Source organism: Janthinobacterium sp. Bl 1, from assembly GCF_058215535.1.
In genome coordinates this window covers 5,395,776-5,416,132 of record NZ_CM177086.1, presented here as the reverse complement: position 1 = coordinate 5,416,132, position 20,357 = coordinate 5,395,776, and the positions used below count along the sequence as shown (strand labels likewise).

General features: G+C 65.0%; 16 protein-coding genes. 3 read left to right on the top strand and 13 right to left on the bottom strand.

Going from position 1 to position 20,357, the window contains the following annotated elements:
• Positions 1-71 precede the first annotated feature (71 nt).
• Together AC4BCN_RS24435 and AC4BCN_RS24430 are read left to right on the top strand one after the other, a co-directional pair.
• Complete coding sequence (locus tag AC4BCN_RS24435) at positions 72-1,700, top strand: methyl-accepting chemotaxis protein (protein ID WP_128142095.1); 1,629 nt, start codon at positions 72-74, stop codon at positions 1,698-1,700.
• Positions 1,701-1,868: 168 nt separating this feature from the next.
• Entirely contained in the window at positions 1,869-3,683 is a 1,815-nt protein-coding gene (locus AC4BCN_RS24430; protein WP_490491953.1) for a putative bifunctional diguanylate cyclase/phosphodiesterase, read from the top strand.
• Here AC4BCN_RS24430 and AC4BCN_RS24425 read toward each other — a convergent pair.
• The 8 genes from AC4BCN_RS24425 to AC4BCN_RS24390 form a co-directional block, all read right to left on the bottom strand.
• Positions 3,674-6,121, bottom strand: a complete 2,448-nt coding sequence (locus tag AC4BCN_RS24425; RefSeq protein WP_490491952.1) for a TonB-dependent siderophore receptor — start codon at positions 6,119-6,121, stop codon at positions 3,674-3,676. The two genes, AC4BCN_RS24430 and AC4BCN_RS24425, sit on opposite strands and share 10 nt — an antisense overlap.
• A 78-nt stretch (positions 6,122-6,199) precedes the next feature.
• The gene (locus AC4BCN_RS24420; RefSeq protein WP_490491951.1) at positions 6,200-7,153 is read right to left on the bottom strand and encodes a FecR domain-containing protein; all 954 of its coding nucleotides are present in this window, start codon (positions 7,151-7,153) and stop codon (positions 6,200-6,202) included.
• The gene (locus tag AC4BCN_RS24415; RefSeq protein WP_490491950.1) at positions 7,150-7,677 is read right to left on the bottom strand and encodes a sigma-70 family RNA polymerase sigma factor; all 528 of its coding nucleotides are present in this window, start codon (positions 7,675-7,677) and stop codon (positions 7,150-7,152) included. The genes AC4BCN_RS24420 and AC4BCN_RS24415 overlap by 4 nt, the downstream gene beginning before the upstream one ends.
• A 5-nt stretch (positions 7,678-7,682) precedes the next feature.
• Complete coding sequence (locus AC4BCN_RS24410; protein ID WP_128143260.1) at positions 7,683-8,036, bottom strand: DUF3325 domain-containing protein; 354 nt, start codon at positions 8,034-8,036, stop codon at positions 7,683-7,685.
• Complete coding sequence (locus AC4BCN_RS24405; RefSeq protein ID WP_490491949.1) at positions 8,036-9,658, bottom strand: PepSY-associated TM helix domain-containing protein; 1,623 nt, start codon at positions 9,656-9,658, stop codon at positions 8,036-8,038. Before AC4BCN_RS24405 ends, AC4BCN_RS24410 begins: the two co-directional genes overlap by 1 nt.
• Positions 9,655-9,990 carry a DUF3649 domain-containing protein gene (locus tag AC4BCN_RS24400; protein ID WP_490491948.1) on the bottom strand — a complete coding sequence of 112 codons (336 nt, stop codon included), beginning with the start codon at positions 9,988-9,990 and terminating at the stop codon, positions 9,655-9,657. The genes AC4BCN_RS24405 and AC4BCN_RS24400 overlap by 4 nt, the downstream gene beginning before the upstream one ends.
• Positions 9,991-9,992: 2 nt before the next feature.
• Entirely contained in the window at positions 9,993-10,739 is a 747-nt protein-coding gene (locus tag AC4BCN_RS24395) for a DUF4198 domain-containing protein (RefSeq protein ID WP_490491947.1), read from the bottom strand.
• A 51-nt stretch (positions 10,740-10,790) separates the two neighbouring features.
• Complete coding sequence (locus AC4BCN_RS24390) at positions 10,791-13,052, bottom strand: TonB-dependent siderophore receptor (RefSeq protein WP_338679574.1); 2,262 nt, start codon at positions 13,050-13,052, stop codon at positions 10,791-10,793.
• A 316-nt stretch (positions 13,053-13,368) separates the two neighbouring features.
• On the opposite strand from AC4BCN_RS24390, the gene AC4BCN_RS24385 reads away from it, so the two are divergent.
• Complete coding sequence (locus AC4BCN_RS24385) at positions 13,369-15,000, top strand: alpha-D-glucose phosphate-specific phosphoglucomutase (protein WP_338679573.1); 1,632 nt, start codon at positions 13,369-13,371, stop codon at positions 14,998-15,000.
• A 113-nt stretch (positions 15,001-15,113) separates the two neighbouring features.
• Here AC4BCN_RS24385 and AC4BCN_RS24380 read toward each other — a convergent pair whose 3' ends face one another.
• The 5 genes from AC4BCN_RS24380 to groES form a co-directional block, all read right to left on the bottom strand.
• Positions 15,114-16,688 (bottom strand): POT-type proton-dependent oligopeptide transporter, encoded by a 1,575-nt coding sequence (locus tag AC4BCN_RS24380; protein ID WP_128142106.1) that lies wholly within the window; start codon positions 16,686-16,688, stop codon positions 15,114-15,116.
• 81 nt (positions 16,689-16,769) lie between these two features.
• Positions 16,770-17,327, bottom strand: a complete 558-nt coding sequence (locus AC4BCN_RS24375; protein WP_490491946.1) for a GNAT family N-acetyltransferase — start codon at positions 17,325-17,327, stop codon at positions 16,770-16,772.
• An 87-nt stretch (positions 17,328-17,414) separates the two neighbouring features.
• A complete protein-coding gene (locus AC4BCN_RS24370; protein WP_128142108.1) occupies positions 17,415-17,927 on the bottom strand; it encodes a hypothetical protein in 513 nt (170 codons plus the stop codon).
• 210 nt (positions 17,928-18,137) lie between these two features.
• On the bottom strand, positions 18,138-19,787 hold the full coding sequence (gene groL / locus AC4BCN_RS24365; protein WP_128142111.1) for a chaperonin GroEL: 1,650 nt from the start codon (positions 19,785-19,787) through the stop codon (positions 18,138-18,140).
• A 50-nt stretch (positions 19,788-19,837) separates the two neighbouring features.
• Complete coding sequence (groES, locus tag AC4BCN_RS24360) at positions 19,838-20,128, bottom strand: co-chaperone GroES (protein ID WP_010400979.1); 291 nt, start codon at positions 20,126-20,128, stop codon at positions 19,838-19,840.
• Between the last annotated feature and the right edge of the window lie 229 nt (positions 20,129-20,357).

The following is a 20,357-nucleotide window of genomic DNA, read 5'->3' as shown; positions in this document are numbered from 1 at the left end:
TATTTGGTGAGAATTGGATAGTTTTGGCGGCGCCTTTGTTGCCATCCTGTTCTTGCCTCCGGGAGAAACACATGCAACTTGCGAATCTGAAAATCTCCGTCCGCCTCGGTCTGCTGGGCGCCTTCTTCTTTCTTGCGCTGGTGTTCGTCGGCGCGCGCGGCTGGAGCGCGCTCGACGCGGCCAGTGCGCGCAGCGCGGACGCCATGCAGCGCGCCGTGGCCCTGACGGAAGCCATCGACGCGGCACGCAGCGCGCAGGTGGAATTCAAGATCCAGGTGCAGGAGTGGAAAAACATCCTGCTGCGCGGCGGCGATGCGGCCGCCTTCCAGCGCTACCGCGAAGCGTTCGTCGCCAGCGGCGCGCAGACGCGCAAGGAATTGAAAAGCCTGCAATCGATGATGGCTTCGCTGGGGCTCGACACGGCGCCCGTGGCGCAGGCGCTGCAGGCGCACGACGCGCTGGGCGTGAGCTACCTGGCGGCCCTGCAAAAATTCGATGGCGCGCGCGCCGACAGCGCCCACGTGGTCGATGCGCTGGTCAAGGGCATGGATCGTGAACCGACGCGCCAGATCGACGCCATCGTCGCTGCCATCGGCAAGCAGTCGCACAGCCTGATGGCGCAGATGAAGGAGCAGGACGCGGCCGCGCATCGCAGCGCCAGCATCGTCATGCTGGCCACCGTGCTGGTGACCCTGGTGGTTGGTACCGTCACCGTGTGGTGGCTGATCCGCAGCATCACGCTGCCGCTGGGCGCGGCCGTCGGCATCGCCCAGCAGGTGGCGGCCGGCGACCTGCGCGCCGTGGTGGCCGATGGCAGCCGCGATGAAATCGGCGACCTGCTGCGGGCCCTGAAAGCCATGAGCGGCAACCTGGCCGCCATCGTGGGACGGGTGCGCACCGGTACGGACGCCATCGCCACGGCCTCGGCGGAAATCGCCAGCGGCAATATGGACCTGTCCTCGCGCACGGAAGAGCAAGCCAGTTCGCTGGAAGAGACGGCCGCCTCGATGATCGAGCTGACGTCCACCGTGCGGCAGAATAACGAGAATGCCGACCAGGCGCGCCAGCTGGCCGGCGGCGCGTCCGACGTGGCGCAGCGCGGCGGCGCAGCCGTGGCGCAGGTGGTGCAGACCATGAGCCATATCAATGCCTCGTCCAAGCGCATCGTCGACATCATCGCCGTCATCGACGGCATCGCTTTCCAGACGAATATCCTGGCCCTGAATGCGGCCGTGGAAGCGGCGCGCGCGGGCGAACAGGGGCGCGGCTTTGCCGTCGTGGCGACGGAAGTACGCAGCCTGGCGCAGAGGTCAAGTGCGGCGGCCATGGAAATCAAGCAGCTGATCGGCGAATCCGTGCGTACGGTGGAAGAGGGCAGCGTGCTGGCCGGCCAGGCGGGGCGCACGATGGATGACGTGGTGAGCAGCGTGCAGCGCGTAAACGCCATCATCGGCGAGATCGCCGTGGCCAGCGTGGAGCAGCGCGACGGCATCGAGCAGATCAGCATCGCCATCAGCCAGATGGATGGCGTGACGCAGCAGAACGCGGCCCTGGTGGAGCAGGCCGCCGCCGCCGCGGACGCGCTGCAGCAGCAGGCGGCCAGCCTGGCCGACGCCGTCAGTATCTTCAAGCTGCATGGCACGCCCGGCGTGGCCGCAGCGGCGGGTTCCGCCCCGGCCCGGACGCTGTCGCTGGCCTGAAGCGGGCGTGCCACGCGCCGCTTGATGCCAGTCAAGCGGCGCCCGATCAGGCAAATATCGCGCCAAAATTCTTATATTATTTCCTTTCAGCATGTATCTGCGCCCGGCCGCATGGCGCACGTTGCAAAGGAAAACCATGTTCCGTACTTTTCGCCTGCCGGGTGACGCATGACGGCGCTGCTGCTGGCGCTGTGCCTGGCCCTGGCCATGGTGCTCGCCGTGCTGCTGGCCTGCCAGTGGCGGGCGGCGCGCATGTGGCGCATGCGCCATGCGACGGACGTCGTGCTGCAGGCGGCGCAGGCGCAACGCATGGCCGATGCGCTGGCGCTGCTGCATGCGCTGCCGGCGGCCGTCATCGGCACCGACCACGATGGCGTGGTGCGGTACCTGAATCCCCGCGCCAGCGCCATGGGCGGACTGCTGGGCGATGATGGCCCGGGCCAGCCCGTGACGCAGCTGCTGCCGCTGTTCCATGACGGCACGCCCATCGATGCGGCGCGCCAGGTGCGCGACTGCGTGGCGCGGCAGGAAGTGCTGGAAGTGGCGCGCGGCGCCGTGCTGCTGCGCCATCTCGACGGCAAGCGCATCGACGTGCAGTACAGCTGCGCGCCACTGGCGCAGGGCGGCGCGGTGCTGCTGCTGCACGATGTGTCGGCGCGCCGGCGCGCCGAGCAGCAGCTGGAATTCATCGCCCACCACGACGGCTTGACGGGCTTGCCGAACCGTTTGCATTTCCAGATCCGCTTCGAGCACGGCATCGCCTACGCGCGCCGCCACCAGGGGCTGCTGGCCGTGCTGTTCGTCGACATCGACCGCTTCAAATCCATCAACGACAGCCTGGGGCACGACGTGGGCGACCAGGTGCTGACGGAGTTCGCGCGCCGGGTGCAGCAGTGCGTGCGCAAGGTCGATACGGTGGCGCGCCAGGGCGGCGACGAATTCATCATCCTGCTGACGGAACTGCGCACGGCACACGATGCCGAGCGGGTGGCCGAGAAAATCGTCCGCGCCATCGCCGCGCCCTTCGTCATCGGCGAATACAGCCTGTCGGTGGCAGCCAGCGTGGGCGTGGCCCTGTACCCGGACGACGATGACGACGTCAATGCGCTGATCGAAAAGGCCGACCTGGCCATGTATGCGGCCAAGCGCCACGCGCCCGGTACTTGCCAGCGCTATGCGCCGCGCATGCAGACGCAGTCGTATTCGCGCACCATCCTCGAGACGGCCCTGCGCCACGCGCTCGAACGCAATGAATTCGTGCTGTACTACCAGCCGCGCATGGACTTGAAGACGCGCAGGATCACGGGCGTGAAGGCGCTGCTGCGCTGGAAGCACCCGGAACTGGGCCTGATGATGCCGCTCGACTTTTTACCGGTGCTGGAGGAAAGCGCCTTGATCCTGCCGGTCGGCGCCTGGGTGCTGGCCACGGCCGTGGAGCAGGCGCGCAGCTGGATCGCGCAGGGGCAGATGCTGACGGTGTCCGTCAGCCTGTCCGCGCGCCAGTTCTACCAGCGCGATATCGCGCGCAATTTCGCCGCCGCGCTGGAGGCGGCCGGCGTGCCGGGCCATTGCATCGAACTGGAAATCGCCGCCGGCATCCTGATCGACAGCAACCAGAACTGCGAGCTGATACTGCGCCAGTTCCGCCAGTTGGGCATGGCGATCGCCATCAGCGATTTCGGCACGGGCGACGCCTCGCTCACTTACCTGAAACGCTTTCCAACGGATGCCGTCAAGATCGAAAAGTGCTTCGTCGACGACCTGGGCAAGCCGGGCGGCGATAGCGCCGTGGTGCGCGCCATCGTGGCGATGGCGCGCACGCTCGGACTGCGCACCATCGCCGGCGGCGTGGAAAGCGGCGAGCAGCTGGAACTGCTGGCCGAGATGGGTTGCGACGAAGCGTTCGGCTATTTTCTCGGCCGCGCCGTGGCGCCCGAGGACATCGAGGCGCTGCTCAAAAGTAGCGAAGCCATTCAGAACTGATAGCGCAGCGACAGCATGGCGTTGCGCGGATCGCCGTAGTAGCCGCCCATGCCCGTCGAATAGTAGCGCTTGTCGAAGACGTTATTGACGTTCAGGGTCGCCACCAGCTGCCTGCTGACCTGGAAATGCGCCATCAGTCCCGCCACCGCATACGCCTTCTGCGTGAAGCGTTCGCCATTCGGTCCGCGGTCGTCCATGTAGATATCGCTCTGCCAGTTCACGCCGCCGCCCAGCACCAGGCCAGGCATGCCTTGCGCCAGGCGCCAGGTGGTCCACAGCTTGGCCATGTTTTGCGGCTGGTTGGTCTGGATGCGTGCGCCGGCGGCATTGCGGATGCGGCTATGCGCATAGCTGGCCGTCAGCTGCCAGTCGGGGCGCAACTGGCCCGATACTTCCGCCTCGAAGCCGCGCGTGGTGGCGCCCTTGACCGTATGATAGGCGTAGGAGCCGCCGCCCGTGCCGATGATCCAGACATTGCCCGGATCGGCTTCGGCCAGGTTTTCCTGCTTCAGCTGGAAGACGGCGGCGCTGGTGGTGAGCTTGCCGCCGAAGAATTCGCCCTTGGCGCCCACTTCGTAGTTCTTGCCCTCGAGCGGTGCCAGGAAGCGGCTGTTGACGTCGCGCTGGCTTTGCGGCGTGAAGATGCTCGTGTAGCTGGCATAGGCCGACCAGTTCCGGCCCAGGTCGTAGACGAGGCCCGCATACGGCGTGATCTTGCCGTTTTCGCGCATCGCGTCGTACAGGTCCGTGTCGGCATCGTAATCGCTGCGGATGTCGCGCTTCCAGTACGACAGGCGCGCGCCCAGGATCACCGACAGCGCGTCCGTCGGGCGCAGGCGCAGCGTCGAATACAGGCCGCTTTCGCGCTCCTTGTCGTACGAGCTGCCCAGGCGCGTGCCGCTGTAGTCGGGTACCGGCATATCGCCATTCCAGGCGTGGATATTCGGCACCGCATGATCATAGCCGGCGAGGCGCCAGCCCGGATAGATGGGGCTATTCGTCTCGAGTTCCGAGGCGCTCACGCCCAGCACCAGTTCGTGCTGGCGGCCGAAGGCCCGGAACGGTCCGCTGACGTACGCGTCGAGCGAGGTCTGTTGCGGCTTGCTGTGCCAGTTGGCCAGCCACAGCCGCATGCCGCCGCCCGTCATGCGGTCCGGGTAGCCATTGCCGGAAAAACCCTGCAAGGCGTCGTACCGGTTGCTGCTGCGGCTGACGGCCAGCTTGGCGATCCAGTCGTTGTCGAAATAATGGTCGAGCGTGGCAAACAGCATGCTCTGCTCGCGGTCATACGTGCTCCACGCGGCCGTGCCGTTCATCGAGCGGGGGAAGCGGGTCTGCGAGCCGTCGGCATAGAACATGGGGAATTCGCGGCCCGCGCCCTTGAGCTTTTCCTGCTGGTAGTTGATGCCGGCGCTGAGCACCGTCGACGGCGTCAGGTCCGCTTCGACGATGGCGTACAGCACGTCCTTTTTCTGCCGGTAGCGGTCGATGAACGAGCGCTGGTCTTCATGCGCGGCGACGAGGCGCGCGCGTACCTTGCCGTCCGCCGTCAACGGTGTCGAGACGTCGCCTTCGATGCGGTAGCGGTCCCATGATCCCAACTGCGCGCCGGCCGTGGCGGCAAAAGCGCGCCCCGGGCGCTTGCGCACCAGGTTGACGGCGGCCGACGGGCTGCCCGTGCCGCTGATCAGGCCCGTGGCGCCGCGGATGATTTCGACGCGGTCGTAGATGGCCATGTCGTAGGTGCGCGCTTCCAGGTTCTTGCTGGTCGGGATACCGTCGAACATGTACGACGTCACTTCGAAGCCGCGTGAAAATACCTGGTCGTATTCGCGCGTGCTTGACGAATGGTCGACCGTGATGCCGGGCGCCTGCACCAGCACGTCCTGCAAGGTGCGCAAGCCCTGGTCGTCGATCTGCTGGCGCGTGATGACGCTGACGGCCTGCGGCGTTTCGCGCAGCGACAGGTTCAGGCGCGTGGCGCTGGTCAGGCCCGCGTAGCCGCGCTTGCCTTCCGTGGTGCCGTCGCGCAGGGCGCTGGAACTGACTGCCACTTCGTCCAGGGTGGCGGCAATCGGCGCGCCGGTCGATGCGGCGCCCGCCTTGCGCAGCACGTAGCTGCGTTCCCCGCTGGGCAGCGCCTCGAGGCCCGTGCCGGCCAGCAAGCGGGCCAGTGCCTGGGGCACCGTGTAGCTGCCGCTCAGGCCAGGCGTGCGCACGCCTTGCAGCAGTTCGGCCGCCGCGCCCACGCTCACTTTTGCTTCGATGGCAAAGCTGGTGATGGCGGCGGACAGCTCGCCGGCCGGCACGTGGAAGACCGTTTGCGCGGCGGCTGGCGCGGCGGCATCGGCCGCCATGGCCGGCGCCTGCGCCAGCGACAGCAGGATCAAGGCGCTGCCGATGGCGCGCGCGAGGGGAGTCAAACGGGGTGGTTGCATGGTCTGGCCTTTCCGGTGAGTGTGGTTGTCGTACTTACAGGACAGGCCATGCCGAAAAAAGGGGCCAATTTTTAACAATTATTTTTTGCGGGCCGCGAGGGTGACCCAGTACGGGGTGCGGTACAGCACGTCGACGGGCAGCATGCGCGCCAGGCTGTCCAGTACGGCGTCCGTGTCGTCGAGCTGGAAGGCGCCCGACAGGCGCAAGCCCGCCACTTGCGGCTCCACGCGCAGCAGACCGGGGCGGTAGCGTGACAATTCGGCAGCGAAGGTATCGAGGCGCATATCCTGCACCGCCAGCATGCCGCGCGCCCACGCATCGGCTTGCAGCGGCGCCGGCGTGGGCAGGCCGGCGTGATTGGCGTCGAAGCGGCTGTGCTGGCCCGCCACGAGCGTGCGGATGGTGGCCGAGGGCGCGCGCGGCGTGATTTCCACCGCGTGTTCGAGCACCGTCACGCGGCTGCCGTCGTCGTCGACGCGCACGGTGAAGCGCGTGCCCAGCGCGCGGATGCGGCCATGGCAGGTGGCGACGATGAAAGGGCGGCTGCCCGCATGGTCGGGGCGCGTCTGCACCAGCACTTCGCCGCGGCGCAGGGTCAGCCGGCGTTCGCCGGCGCCATACGCCACATCGACGGCGCTGTCCGTATTGAGCACCACGGTGCTGCCATCGGGCAGCGAGACTTCGCGTCGTTCGCCCACGCCGCTGCGGTAATCGGCCAGTATGTCTTGGCGCACCAGCAGCCAGGCTGCGGGCGCCGCCATCAGCGCCAGCAGCACTTGCACTGCCACGCGGCGCTGCGGCCGGCGCAGCACGGGCACGGCCAGGTCCGGCGGCAGCATGCCTGCCGTCTGGCTCACCTGCTGCACCCGGTTCCAGGCGCGCGCGTGTTCCGGGTCGCGTGCACGCCACTGGACGCTGGCTGCCAGGTCGTCCGGCGTGGCCTGGCCCGATTGCTCCAGCAAATACCATTCGACGGCCTGGCGCGCCACCTTGCGCGACAACGGTGGATATGGCGAAGTGGCCGCGCTCATGCCGGCAAGTCCTGCGCCAGCAGTACGCATTCGGTCAGTGCCTCGGCCATGTAGCGTTTCACGGAGCGCTCGCCGATGCCCAGCTGTGCTGCGATATCCGCATAGGCATGGCCTTCGATCTGCGCCATGATGAAGACGGCACGCACCTTCGGTTTCAGGCCGTCGAGCATGGCGTCGACCGCTTGCAGCGCCTGCAGGATTTCCGCGCGCTGCTCGGTCGATGGCACATGCTGTTCGGGCAGGGTGGCGAGCGTGGCCAGCCACGCGCGTTCCAGCGACTGGCGGCGCAAATGGTTGATCAGCAGATGTTTGGCGACGGTCGCCAGGTAAGCTTTGGGCGCGCGCAGGGCCGGCGTTTGCGGCTGCATGGGCGCGCCGGCCAGCAGGCGCGCGAAGGTATCGTGCATCAGGTCGGCCGCCTCGGCAGCATTGCCCAGGCGCCGCTGCAGCCAGTGCGCCAGCCAGCCGTGGTGCGCGCGGTAATGGCTTTCCAGCTGCGTGGGCAGCAGGGGTGTCATGGCCATGATAATTACAGCACGGCCAGCGCGACGGCGGCCAGCAAGGCCGCCACGCCGATCATGCGCGCCAGGCGCATGGCCTGGTGGGGCGCATACGGCAGCAGCCAGATCAGCAGCAAGCCGCAGCCCGTCAGGCTGCCGACCCAGTAGACGAGGCCATAGCCGCCGCCGGCGATGTGCATGGCCCAGGCCAGGGCCGCCGCCAGCGCCAGCCAGCCCGTCCACTGCAGGCGGCGGCGCAGCGGTGCGGGCGGTTCGGCGCCGCGTCCGTGCAGGTCGGCGTAGTGGCGGTCCATCGCCAGGCACAGCGAAGACAGGCCCGCATAGCACAAGGCAAAGACGAGGAAGTTCGACAGCAGCTCCATCACGCGGCCTCCATCGTCTGCGCCGGTTGTACTGGCGCCGCCTTGGCCGCTTTCACGGGCAGCGGCTTCAACTTGAACGCCGCATACGCGAGGCCCAGGCCCAGCACCAGCACCACCAGGTCGAAGGCGGCCACCGCCACGGGGCCGCGGCCCAGGAACAGCGTGACGCCCAGGTGCGAATCGGTGGTGAAGACGTTCAGCACAGGCAGCGACGCGAGCAGGAAGGCGCCGGCGGCCAGCTGCATGCGCCACATGGCGCGTGACGGGCGCAGCTGGGCGATGATGGCGGCCAGGGCCCAGGCGCCGAAGAAGCAGGCGATTTCCTCTTGCGGCCGGTCTTCCATCGCCACCGGCAGCAGGCGGTTGGCCCAGAAGTAGGCGCCGAAGGCGATCGGGATGCCGGCGATGGCGCCGATGTTGAGCGCCTCGACCAGGCGCAGGCCGAAGCTGGCGCGCTTGCCGGCGGCCAGCGCCTTGGCCTGCTTCTGGCGCGTCTTGACGGCCCACAGCAGGGCGCCCGTGGCGACCATGGCGCAGCCGGCCAGGCCGGACAGGAAGAACAGGGCGCGCAGCAGCGGGCCGCCGAAATGCGCGACGTGCAGTCCCACCATCACGCCTTGCGTGGCGGCCGCGCCAGGCTGTGCGTCACCGTCGGTCGACAGCAGCTTGCCGGAAACGCCATCGAATTCCATCGAGGGCTGTTTCGATGACATGTCGCGCCCGCCCGCGCGCGTCAGTGAAATGGTGGCGTTGGCGTCGCCCGGGTGGTTGACGGAAATGCGTTCGACCTTGCCGCCGCCCCAGTGCTGTTCCGCCTGGCGCACGAGGGGCGCGAGCGCCGTCAGCGGCGCGGCCACGCCGGCCGGCTTGCTGTCGCCCGAGCGGCCGGGAAACGCCTCGGCGAAGAAGGCGTCCTTGTCGCCCTTGTAGGCGGCCGTGGCGCCCGATGGCATGTACAGGAACATCAACGTGACCAGGCCCGTGTAGGTGATCATGATGTGGTATGGCAGGGCCAGCACGGCCGTCACGTTGTGTGCATCGAGCCATGAGCGCTGGCCCTTTTTCGGCCGGAAGGTAAACAGGTCCTTGAAGATGCGCTTGTGCGTGACGATGCCGCTGATGATGGAGACGAACATGAACATGGCGCAGAAACCCACGATCCAGCGGGCCCAGATGGCCGGCATGTAGTGCAGGTCGAAGTGCAGGCGGTAGAGGAATTCGCCGCCCCGCGTCTCGCGCGGCTTGGACAGCACATCGCCCGTGGCCGGATCGGCCTTTTCGCTATGAAAATTGCCGCGACGTCCGCGTTTCTTTTCGCCCGGTTGCGATGGCTTGCTCCAGCCCAGTTGCGTGGCGGGGCTGCGCTCGCCGGGCAGGCTGATGAACCAGCGCGTGGCGCCCGTGGCCCGCTCTTCCATCGCTTTTTGCGCGACCTTGGCCGCTTCCTCGGTGCTCACTTGGCTGGCGGCGGCGCCATGCAGTTCTGGCTGCATCCACAGCGTGATTTCATTGCGGTAGTAGCTGGCCGTGCCGGCGCAAAACACCAGCAGCAAGATCCAGCAGACGAGCAGGCCGGACCAGGTGTGCAGCCATGCCATCGACTGGCGGAAACCTTCTTTCATGCGAGACTCCAGGATAGTGCGTCCATCCACTGCAGGATGGCGGCGATGACGGCGGCCGGTATCAGAAGGCCCAGCCAGGCGCGCAGCGCGCTGCGCGTGGCGAAGACCCACATCACGGCGCAGGTATAGATGGCAAACGACAGCAGTGTGGCTGTCATGACTGCTTCGGAACGGGCCATGGGCAGGCTTACCGACAGCAGCATGGTGACCAGCGCGGCCAGCACGTAGCCGCCGACGATGGCCGCCACGCTGCGCGAGGCTACGCCGAGCCGGTACACGGCGCCGGCGGACAGCCGCAGGCGCGCGATTTTAGTGATGGCTGGCGCTGGCATGGTCAGTCGTGATCCTTGCTGGGCGGCAGGGCAGGGCCGGCCGGCAGCGGCGTCACGCCTTGCGGCTGCACCAGGCTCAGGGTGGTCACGAACATCGCCTTGTCATACGCTTGCGCGCCGCGCTGGCCCGCCGTCTTGTCCGTGTGCTGCACTTCCAGCACATAGGTGCCCTTCCATGGCAGCGGGAAGCTGACCAGGCCTTGCGCATCGCTCCACGCTTCCTTGCCCCAGCCCGACTGCACCACGGCGTTGACCTTGGCTTGCGCCAGCGGCTTGCCCTGGTAGCTGACCTGAAACTGGCCTGGTTTGCCGGTTGGCACCAGGTCCAGGGTCAGCGCTGGCGTCTGCGCCTTGCCGTCGGCGATCAGGCGCGCCGCCGGGACCCACACGGTGCGCGTGGCCTTGCCATCCTTTTTCTCTTCCCACGACGGGTAGTTGTCTTCTTCGACGATGATGCTTTCGCCGGCGCCCACCTTGCCATTGAGGAGGAACGCGCCGGCCGTCTTGCTTGCCTGCAGCGGCTGCGCGCCCTTGGCCGATACCCACGTCACGTTCTTGATGCTGAACTTGTCGAGCAGGCCGGGCGACGCTTCGCGCAGGTTGTCGCCGAATTCGCCGAAGTACACGCTGGCCGCCTTGCCGTCCTGCTGCAGCCAGATCTGGTGCGCGCTGGCGCTGCCGGAGGCGATAGCCGCGCCCAGCAGGGCGGTGGCGAGGGCGCCGAGGCGCGCGATGGAAGTGATGTGCATGGTGTATCCCTTAGTTTGTGATGAGAATGGAAAATCGGCTCGTATCGTGCGTCAGTACTGGTAGCGCAGGTTCAGCGCCACGTTGCGCGGCTCGCCGTAATAGCCGCCGTTATAGAAGCCCACGCGGCGGAAATTCGTCTTGTCGAACAGGTTGTTGACATTCAGGCTGGCAGACAGTTTCGGGCTGATCTGGTAGCGCGCCATCAGGTTGGCCAGCACGTAGCTGCCCTGGCTGACCCGGATCTTGCTTTTGTTCGGCAGGGTGGCTGTCGTGTAGATCTCGTTCTGCCAGTTCAAGCCGCCGCCGACGGTGACGTTTTGCAGCTCGCCCGGCAGGCGGTAGGTGGTCGAGACGCGCAGCATATTGGTCGGCTGGATGGTGTTGGTCACCACGCCCTTGCCCGTCTTCGATTTGTTGTGCGTGTAGCCGGCGAACAGCTGCCAGCCGCTCAAGGGGCTGCCCGACACTTCCGCTTCGTAGCCTTTGCTTTTCGTGCCCTTGCCCGAAGAGACATAGGGACGGCTGCCATCGGGCAGCACGAAGGTCAGCGGCACCGATTTGTCTTCCTCGCCCAGGTTGTCCTGCTTGGCTTCATACACGGCGAACGAAGCATTCACGGCGCCGTCGAAGAATTCGCTCTTCACGCCCGCTTCCACGTTGCTGCCCGTGATCGGGTCGAGGAAGGCGTTGTTCTTGTCCTTCAGGTTTTGCGGCTTGAACAGGTCCGTGTAGCTGGCGTACAGCGAGGTGCTCTTGCTGACGTCGAGCACCAGGCCCGCATACGGCGTGACGACGTCGTCCGTCTTGTAGGCGGAGCTGCGCTTCACGAAACGGCCCTGGGTGTCGATGCGGTCGTTATATGTTTCCCAGCGCGAGACGCGCGCGCCGGCCAGCACCTTGAAGTTGTCCGTGACGTTGATGCGCGTGGCGATGAAAGCGCCCGACTGCTTGGTGGTGGCGATGTCGCGCGCGCCCGTGCGCGTCAGTACCGGCTCGGGCACGTCGCCCGTCCAGTGGCGGAAGTCGGGGATGGTGGTGGCGTAGGGCAGCGGATCGGGCAGCAGGGTTTCATTCGTCGTGCCGGTGCGCTTCCAGCCGTTCACGCCCAGCACCAGATCGTGCTGGCGGCCGAGCAGGGTGAAGGCGCCATTGGCCGACAGGTCGAAGTTGTCCTGTTTTTCATCGTAGGGGAAGGCGCCGCTCCAGACTTCCAGGCCGCTGCCATCGCGGTTGGGAAAGCCGCTGCCGCCGTAGAACAGCTTGCCGTTCGAGGAGCTGTCCAGGCGCCCGTAGGCAGCCTTGATCTTCCAGTCGTTGGCGAAGCGGTGCTCGAGGTAGACGTATTTGTTTTCGAATTCACGCTCCCAGCTGCTCCACTTGGCCGCCATGTTGAACGAGCGGGGCATGTTGGCCGAGGTGCCGTCCGAGAAGAACAGGGGCGTGGTGCCCCAGCTCGTGCCTTTCGGCGTGTTCCTTTGATAGTCGATGCCGGCCGTCAGCAGAGTGTCCGGCGTCAGGTCCGCCTCGACGATGACGGCGCCCACCAGCTTGCGTTCCTTGTACAGGTCCATATAGGAATGGCGGTTCTGGCCTGCCACGACGACTCTTCCGCGGATGCTGCCGTCGGCATTCAGCGGCGCGCTGATGTCGCCTTCGAGGCGGACTTTGTTCCACGAACCGACGGTCAGGCCGGCCGAGGCGGCGAACTCCTTGCCTGGACGCTTGTGCAGCATGTTGATGGTGGCCGACGGGTCGCCATTGCCGCTGACCAGGCCCGTGGCGCCGCGCACGATTTCGATGCGGTCATAGATGGCCGTGTCGAACAGCGCATTGCTGCCGGAATTGACGGCCACGCCGTCGATCTGGTAATTGCCGATGGAAAAGCCGCGCGCCGAAAAGCTCGTGCGTTCGCTGTCGTTTTCCTGCACCGTCACGCCCGTCGACTGCACCAGCACCTCGGCCAGGCTGTTCAGCCCCATGTCGTCCATGCGCTGGCGCGTCACCACGGAAATCGATTGCGGCGTTTCGCGGATGGAAAGACCCATGCGCGTGGCCGTGGCCATCTGCTTGGTGGTGTAGGAACCCGTGTGCTCGGTCGACGCCTTGTCTTGCTGGGCTTGCACCTTGATTTCGCTCAAGGTGGCTTCTTCGGGCTTGGCGGGCGCTTCCGCTGCCAGGGCCGCGCCCGCGCCCAGCGCCGCCGTCAGCAAGGCCGAATGCACGGCGATGGCCAGCGGGCGCATGGCAACCTTGGAAATCGGTGGGGAAAACGGGCCGGCAACCATGCCGGCCAGCGAACGTGCTCGCGCCATGAAACATCCTTCTTCTCGTGCGCCTGCCTTTGTGCGGCACACAGGTATTGATAGGGGAAGGCTTGCTTGGCGTAGTGCCTGGCTGGCGCAGCGTGTCATCCAGCTGCGCACCAGCCGGTGACTGCGTGCAGACTCTGGTGAGAGCCTAAATGTGAATGAGAACTATTCTTATTATAGTGCGGGGTTGCGAGACATGCAAGAGTGAGGAGCGGCATTGCCGCAGCCAGCGTAAGCGGTTTACCGCACCGTGGCAGACGTACAACGCTTTGCCGCCAGCCGCGCATGCGTTAACATGCAAAGTTAACATGGAGGCAAGATGGCTATTCAAATCATCAATACGGCGCCGATAGCCGGCCAGCGGCCAGGCACGTCGGGCCTGCGCAAGAAAGTGGGCGTGTTCAGCCAGCCGCAATACCTGGAAAATTTCGTGCAGAGCGTTTTTGACACGCTCGGCGACTGCCGCGGCCAGACCCTGGTGCTGGGCGGCGACGGGCGTTACTACAACCGTGCGGCCATCCAGACGGTGCTGCGCATGGCGGCCGCGCACGGCTATGCGCGCGTGCTGCTGGGGCAGGGCGGCATCCTGTCGACGCCGGCCGTCAGCTGCGTGATCCGCAAGCAGGGCGCCAGTGGCGGCATCATCCTGTCGGCCAGCCATAACCCGGGCGGCCCCGATGGCGATTTCGGCATCAAGTACAACATCGCCAGTGGCGGCCCGGCGCCCGAAAAGGTCACCGAAGCCATGTTTGCGCGCACGCAGGCTATCACCGAATACCGGATCAGCGACGCTGCCGATATCGACCTCGATACCCTGGGCACCGTGCGCATCGAGCAGATGACGGTCGAAGTGATCGATTCCGTCGCGGACTACGCGGAACTGATGCAGCAGCTGTTCGATTTCGACGCCATCCGCGTCCTGTTCGCGGGCGGCTTGCGCATCTGCTTTGACGGCATGCACGCCGTCTCCGGCCCGTATGCGACGGCCATCCTGGAAGGCATGCTGGGCGCGCCGAAGGGCAGCGTCATCAACGGTCTGCCCCTGGAAGACTTTGGCGGCGGCCATCCGGACCCGAATCCCGTCAACGCGCAGCAGCTGATCGCCATCATGGCCGGCGCTGATGCGCCGGACTTCGGCGCCGCCTCCGATGGTGACGGCGACCGCAACATGATCGTCGGCCGACGCTTCGACGTGACACCCTCGGACAGCCTGGCCATCCTGGCCGCCAACGCCAGCGTGGCGCCCGGCTACCGCGCCGGTTTGTCCGGCATCGCCCGCTCCATGCCGACGTCGGGCGCGGCCGACCGGGTCGCTGGCGCGCTGGGCATACCGTGCTACGAGACGCCGACGGGCTGGAAGTTCTTCGGCACCCTGCTCGACGCCGGCATGGCCACCTTGTGCGGCGAAGAAAGCTACGGCACGGGCTCGAACCACGTGCGCGAAAAAGATGGCCTGTGGGCCGTGCTGTTCTGGCTCAACCTGCTGGCAGAGAAGAAGCAATCGGTGGAAGACATCGTGCGCGCGCACTGGGCCATGTATGGCCGCAACTACTATTCGCGCCACGACTACGACGACATCGACAGCGCTTGCGCGGCGCAGCTGATGGAGGCCGTGCGCGGCCAGCTGGCCGCCTTGCCGGGCCAGGTCGTCAATGGCTACACGGTGGCGCTGGCCGACGACTTCAGCTACACGGACCCCGTCGACGGCTCCGTGGCCACGCAGCAGGGCATCCGCATCATCATGACGGACGGCGCGCGTATCGTGCTGCGCCTGTCCGGCACGGGCACCGAAGGCGCCACCCTGCGTTTGTACCTGGAGCGCTACGAAGCCGATCCGGCACGGCACGCCATCCCGACCCAGGAAGCGCTGGCGGGGCTGATCGCGGTGGCCGAGCAACTGGCGCAGATCCGCGAGCGCACGGGGCGCGATGCGCCCACGGTGACGACGTAAAAAAGAAGAATGCGTAGGTCGGATTAGCGTGGCATCGCCACGCGTAATCCGACGACATTGTCAGCAGCGTTGTCGGATTACGCCCTTCGGGCTAATCCGACCTACTTGTATGATTACGCCTTGCCCGGCACCACCGCCTGGCGGTAGTTGTCCACCATCTTGTAGCGCTTCGCATACAGGCCGAAGGCCAGCATGGCCACGGCGGCGAAGGCGGCGAAGAAGAACATCTGGAAGGCCGTCACACTGATGCCGCTTTCGGCGATCTTGCCGATCACGCCTTCGTTCATGACGCTGCGGTTGACGATCAGCACCCACAGATTGCCCACCGTCGTAGACAGATTCCAGAAGCTCATGATGGCGCCCTTCATCGAGACGGGCGCCTGGCTGTACGCAAACTCCAGGCCTGTCGCCGAGACCAGCACTTCGCCGAACGTCAGCAGCGCGTACGGCAGGATCTGCCACATGATGGAGACGGCGCTGCCGCTGTCGAGGGCCAGCTGCAAGAGGCCAATGACGATCCATGCCAGCGAGGAAAAGCCGATACCGGCCGTCATGCGGCGCAGGGCCGTCGCTTCCCAGCCGAAGCGGTTCAGCATCGGGTACAGCACCAGGTTGTTGAACGGGATCAGGAGCATCACCAGCATCGGGTTCAGCGCCTGCATCTGCGCCGGCAGGAACCAGCTTGGTTTTTCCATGGTGTTCGCTTGCACGATCCACGTCGAGGCCTTCTGGTCGAACAGCGAGAAGAACGGCGTGACGAGGGCGAAGATGACGAGGATGCGCAGTACGGCGCGCACGCCTTCGACGGCTTCGTCAGGGTGGATGCCGCGTGCGCGTTCCAGCTGCATGGCCGTGCCGATGCTGCCGAAGGCCAGCAGCAAGACCAGTGCGGTACACGCGGAAATCACGAAGCCCCATTCAGGAATGCTGTAGAACGCATACAGGGCGCCGATCACGCCGACGTAGGCCACGTACAGGCCGGGACGCGAGCCGCCGTCGACACGCGCCAGCAGGGCCGTGCGGGCCACGCGGGTGAACGAATCGGGGTTCGGCGGCGCTGGCGGCACGTGCACGTATTTCTTGGCGCCCATCCAGAAGACGATGGTGGCGGCCAGCATCATCAGGCCGGGAATGCCGAAGGCGATCGAGGGACCGTAGTCGCGCAGGAACATCGGCATCAGCAGCGAGGCGAAGAAGGAGCCGAAGTTGATGATCCAGTAGAACAGGTCGAAGACCAGCTTGGCCTTGTGCTTGTTGGTCTGGTCGAACTGGTCGCCGACGAACGAGGCCACGAGCGGCTTGATGCCGCCGGAACCGAAGGCGATCAGGAACAGGCCGAAATAGAAGCCGTTGACGCTGTTTTCAAACAGGGCCAGGCAGGCATGACCGGCACAATATACGAGGCTGAGCCAGAAGATGGTGTTGTACTTGCCGAAGAAGCGGTCGGCCAGCCAGCCGCCCAGCAGCGGGAAGAAGTACACGCCGATGACGAAGGTGTGGAACACGTGCTTGGCTTCGCCCGTGCGCTGGTCGATCGGGATCATCAGCAGCAAGGTGCTGATGAGGAATGGCGTCAGGATGTTGCGCATGCCGTAAAAGCTGAAGCGTTCGCAGCCTTCGTTGGCGATGATGTACGGTATTTGCCGGGGCATTTTGCCCGTGGCGGTTTGTGTCTCGGCCGATGACATTGGCTCTCCCCAAGTTTTTTTTGTAAGCCGCGATGCTAAGGCCTGCCGCGTTTGCTTGCAACAGAAAAAACGGCCTGTCCGCTATTTCGCAGGGATTTGTAAGGTATTGATTTTCATAAAGACATTACTTTCGACACTTGCACGGGCTGGACGGGGCAGCAACAGTTGCATTTGCAGCATGCCATCCGATGCGGGACAGTCTTCCAGGGTAAAACCGCAGGCCAGGTACAGTGGCAATGCCGCGTCGTTGTCCTGTGCCACGGCCAGGCGCACGCGGGCCAGTTCGGGCACGCTGCAGGCGTGCGCGATGGCCGCCTGCACCAGTTGCCGTCCCGCGCCGCAGCCGCGTGCCTGCGGTGTCACGTACACGTTCCACAGGCTGGCCTTGTCATGCACGACGGCAATCGGTTCGCGGCGCAGGCCGGCAATGCCGATCAATTGTTCCTTGTTGAAAGCGCCAAATATTATTTGGTGCGATGTGGCGCGCAAGCGCTCGGCTATCTGTGCCAAGGGCAAGCCGCTTTCCGCCGCATGCGTGGTGCAGAAGGCGGCGGGCAGTTCGGCGATGCCGGCCAGGCGCAGCGCGCGGTAGGCGCTGGCGTCGTCTGGCGTGAGGGAGCGGACAGTGATGGCGGGCATGTGGCCGAGTATCGGGCTTCGATGCCAGAAAGTAAAGCTTGCGCTGCAACGCCAGCGTCCCGCCGCCGGGGACGCCCGCGTGGAGCGTTACTGCGGCGCGATGCGCTGCATGGGTGCGTTGTCCTTGCGCCATTGTTCCAGGGTGATCAGGTCGCCGCTGGCGATGTCGTCGACGAGGATGCGCTTGCCGTCGGGCGTGACGACGAAACTTTCCCAGCGGTGCGCCGCATCGGGCGTGCTTTCGAAAAAGCTCAGCTGATAGCAGGCGACGCCATCGACGAGGCGCGTCTCGGGCGACGTCTCCATCACGGCGCCGTGCGCGCGGCCGCCCGAGGCCTTTTCGATATGCGCCGACCAGGCCTTGATTTCCGGCAAAGCCAGCAAGGCATCGACGGCGCGCGCGTTCTGCTCTTGCGCCGTCGTCTGGCTGCTCGCGGCAGGGGCATGGTCACCATGCGGCGCGGATTGCTGGTGCAGGTAGAAAGCGCCGAGCCCGGCGGCCAGCAAGCCGGCCAGGATGCCGGCGATGATGGTGGTTTTGGAAGAAGAGGCGCGTGGCGGCATGATGGTGGGATGAGAAAGAACGACGATGGCGGCCATGCTAAAGCAAAACGCACAGGCCGGCAATCGCGGGGGCCGCCATCGGCGTTGCGAAACGTGTATGCCGCATCCAGAGTCGTTGTTCCGTTGCCTTTCGGTGTTGTTGATTTTCGGGGCTGCCGGGCCGGCGATAACAGCTTTTGGTCTGCCTGTCCTGGCCCGGCGTATGCATCCCTGCGCGCCGTCGCCTGCGCGCGGGGACGCCGGACATTACATCATGCCGTCCATGCCGCCCATGCCGCCCATACCACCCATGCCGCCGCCCATGCCGCCGGCTGCTTTGTCGTCAGCGATTTCGCAGACCATGCAGTCGGTCGTCAGCATCAGCGAAGCGATCGAAGCGGCGTTTTGCAGCGCCGAACGGGTTACTTTGGCTGGGTCCAGAACGCCCATTTCAACCATGTCGCCATACGTGCCGTTGGCAGCGTTGTAGCCGTAGTTGCCCGTGCCAGCCAGTACGGCTGCCACGACGACCGAAGCTTCTTCGCCAGCGTTTTGCACGATCATGCGCAGTGGCTCTTCCATTGCGCGCAGGACGATCTTGATACCAGCGTCTTGATCAGGATTGTCGCCCTTGACCGTGATGTTGGCGCGTGCGCGCAGCAGGGCTACGCCGCCGCCTGGCACGATGCCTTCTTCCACGGCAGCGCGGGTCGCGTGCAGTGCATCTTCAACGCGGGCTTTTTTCTCTTTCATTTCGACTTCGGTGGCTGCGCCAACCTTGATCACGGCAACGCCGCCAGCCAGTTTGGCGACGCGCTCTTGCAGTTTTTCACGGTCGTAGTCCGAGGTCGCTTCTTCGATCTGTACACGCACTTGTTTCACGCGTGCTTCGATCGAGGCAGCTTCGCCGGCGCCATCGATGACGATGGTGTTTTCTTTGCCCACTTCGATGCGTTTCGCTTGGCCCAGTTCGGCCAGGGTCACTTTTTCCAGGGTCAGGCCGACTTCTTCAGCGATCACTTGGCCGCCGGTCAGGACAGCGATGTCTTCCAGCATGGCTTTGCGGCGGTCGCCGAAGCCAGGTGCTTTCACTGCGCAGGTTTTCAGGATGCCGCGGATGTTGTTCACAACCAGGGTCGCCAGCGCTTCGCCTTCGATGTCTTCCGCGATGATCAGCAGTGGACGGCCAGCTTTTGCGACTTGTTCCAGTACCGGCAGCAGGTCACGGATGTTCGAGATTTTCTTGTCGCACAGCAGGACGAATGGGCTGTCCAGTACGGCAACTTGTTTCTCTGGGTTGTTGATGAAGTATGGCGACAGGTAGCCGCGGTCGAACTGCATGCCTTCAACGATGTCCAGCTCGTCGTTCAGCGACTTGCCGTCTTCCACGGTGATGACGCCTTCTTTGCCGACTTTTTCCATCGCTTCAGCGATACGCTCGCCGATCGAGTAGTCCGAGTTCGCCGAGATCGCGCCAACCTGGGCGATTTCTTTGGTCGTGGTGCAAGGACGGGCGATTTTCGCCAGTTCTTCGACGGTGGCAGCAACTGCCTTGTCGATACCGCGCTTCAGGTCCATCGGGTTCATGCCGGCGGCAACGAACTTCATGCCTTCGCGCACGATGGCTTGTGCCAGCACGGTTGCGGTGGTGGTGCCGTCGCCGGCGTTGTCGCTGGTGCGGGAAGCAACTTCCTTGACCATTTGCGCGCCCATGTTCATGAGCTTGTCTTTGAGTTCAACTTCTTTCGCTACCGACACACCATCCTTGGTGACGGTAGGGGCGCCGAACGAGCGCTCCAGAACGACGTTGCGGCCTTTCGGGCCCAAGGTGACTTTGACTGCGTTGGCGAGGATATTGACGCCTTCGACCATCTTGGCGCGCGCTGCGTCGCCGAATACTACTTCTTTAGCTGCCATGTTCAATTCTCCTGAGTTTCGGGATGTATCTGTCTACAACGTGGAAACAATTACTTGACGACGATCGCCATGATGTCTTCTTCGCGCATGACCAGCAGCTCATCGCCGTCAACTTTGACGGTTTGGCCAGCGTATTTGCCGAACAGGACGCGGTCGCCTACTTTGACATCCAGAGGACGGACTTTGCCGTCGTCGAGAATCTTGCCATTGCCTACGGCAAGGACTTCGCCTTGATCCGGTTTTTCAGCAGCTGCATCAGGAATGATGAGGCCGGACGCAGTTTTGGTTTCCTGGTCGAGGCGTTTGACGATGACGCGATCGTTCAATGGGCGCAGATTCATACAAAACTCCTTAAAGTTCAATGGATAGGTGTTGCTAAATGAATACATGCCTGGCACAGCGCCAGGCGTGCTTTCAGTGACCGCCGTTGAAAGCAGCCCGCAACGGTCAAGCAAACCCCATGTCATCGGGTGCGTGCCAGCTAGGCAGTGGTGGCATCGCGGCGTCGCCCGCCGCGTAGCGTTCCCTGCTGTTGCCCGGCAGACACCATCATGTCCTGAGGATTGCTAC

Excerpts from the sequence above, each read along its gene's own strand:
- AC4BCN_RS24420 (WP_490491951.1), bottom strand. The coding sequence starts at position 7,153 with ATGAGCGCGGCCACTTCGCCATATCCACCGTTGTCGCGCAAGGTGGCG.
- groES (WP_010400979.1), bottom strand. The coding sequence starts at position 20,128 with ATGAATCTGCGCCCATTGAACGATCGCGTCATCGTCAAACGCCTCGAC.
- AC4BCN_RS24425 (WP_490491952.1), bottom strand. The coding sequence starts at position 6,121 with ATGCAACCACCCCGTTTGACTCCCCTCGCGCGCGCCATCGGCAGCGCC.
- AC4BCN_RS24390 (WP_338679574.1), bottom strand. The coding sequence starts at position 13,052 with ATGGCGCGAGCACGTTCGCTGGCCGGCATGGTTGCCGGCCCGTTTTCC.
- AC4BCN_RS24400 (WP_490491948.1), bottom strand. The coding sequence starts at position 9,990 with ATGCCAGCGCCAGCCATCACTAAAATCGCGCGCCTGCGGCTGTCCGCC.
- groL (WP_128142111.1), bottom strand. The coding sequence starts at position 19,787 with ATGGCAGCTAAAGAAGTAGTATTCGGCGACGCAGCGCGCGCCAAGATG.
- AC4BCN_RS24430 (WP_490491953.1), top strand. The coding sequence starts at position 1,869 with ATGACGGCGCTGCTGCTGGCGCTGTGCCTGGCCCTGGCCATGGTGCTC.
- AC4BCN_RS24415 (WP_490491950.1), bottom strand. The coding sequence starts at position 7,677 with ATGGCCATGACACCCCTGCTGCCCACGCAGCTGGAAAGCCATTACCGC.
- AC4BCN_RS24405 (WP_490491949.1), bottom strand. The coding sequence starts at position 9,658 with ATGAAAGAAGGTTTCCGCCAGTCGATGGCATGGCTGCACACCTGGTCC.
- AC4BCN_RS24380 (WP_128142106.1), bottom strand. The coding sequence starts at position 16,688 with ATGTCATCGGCCGAGACACAAACCGCCACGGGCAAAATGCCCCGGCAA.
- AC4BCN_RS24375 (WP_490491946.1), bottom strand. The coding sequence starts at position 17,327 with ATGCCCGCCATCACTGTCCGCTCCCTCACGCCAGACGACGCCAGCGCC.
- AC4BCN_RS24385 (WP_338679573.1), top strand. The coding sequence starts at position 13,369 with ATGGCTATTCAAATCATCAATACGGCGCCGATAGCCGGCCAGCGGCCA.
- AC4BCN_RS24395 (WP_490491947.1), bottom strand. The coding sequence starts at position 10,739 with ATGCACATCACTTCCATCGCGCGCCTCGGCGCCCTCGCCACCGCCCTG.
- AC4BCN_RS24410 (WP_128143260.1), bottom strand. The coding sequence starts at position 8,036 with ATGGAGCTGCTGTCGAACTTCCTCGTCTTTGCCTTGTGCTATGCGGGC.
- AC4BCN_RS24435 (WP_128142095.1), top strand. The coding sequence starts at position 72 with ATGCAACTTGCGAATCTGAAAATCTCCGTCCGCCTCGGTCTGCTGGGC.
- AC4BCN_RS24370 (WP_128142108.1), bottom strand. The coding sequence starts at position 17,927 with ATGGCCGCCATCGTCGTTCTTTCTCATCCCACCATCATGCCGCCACGC.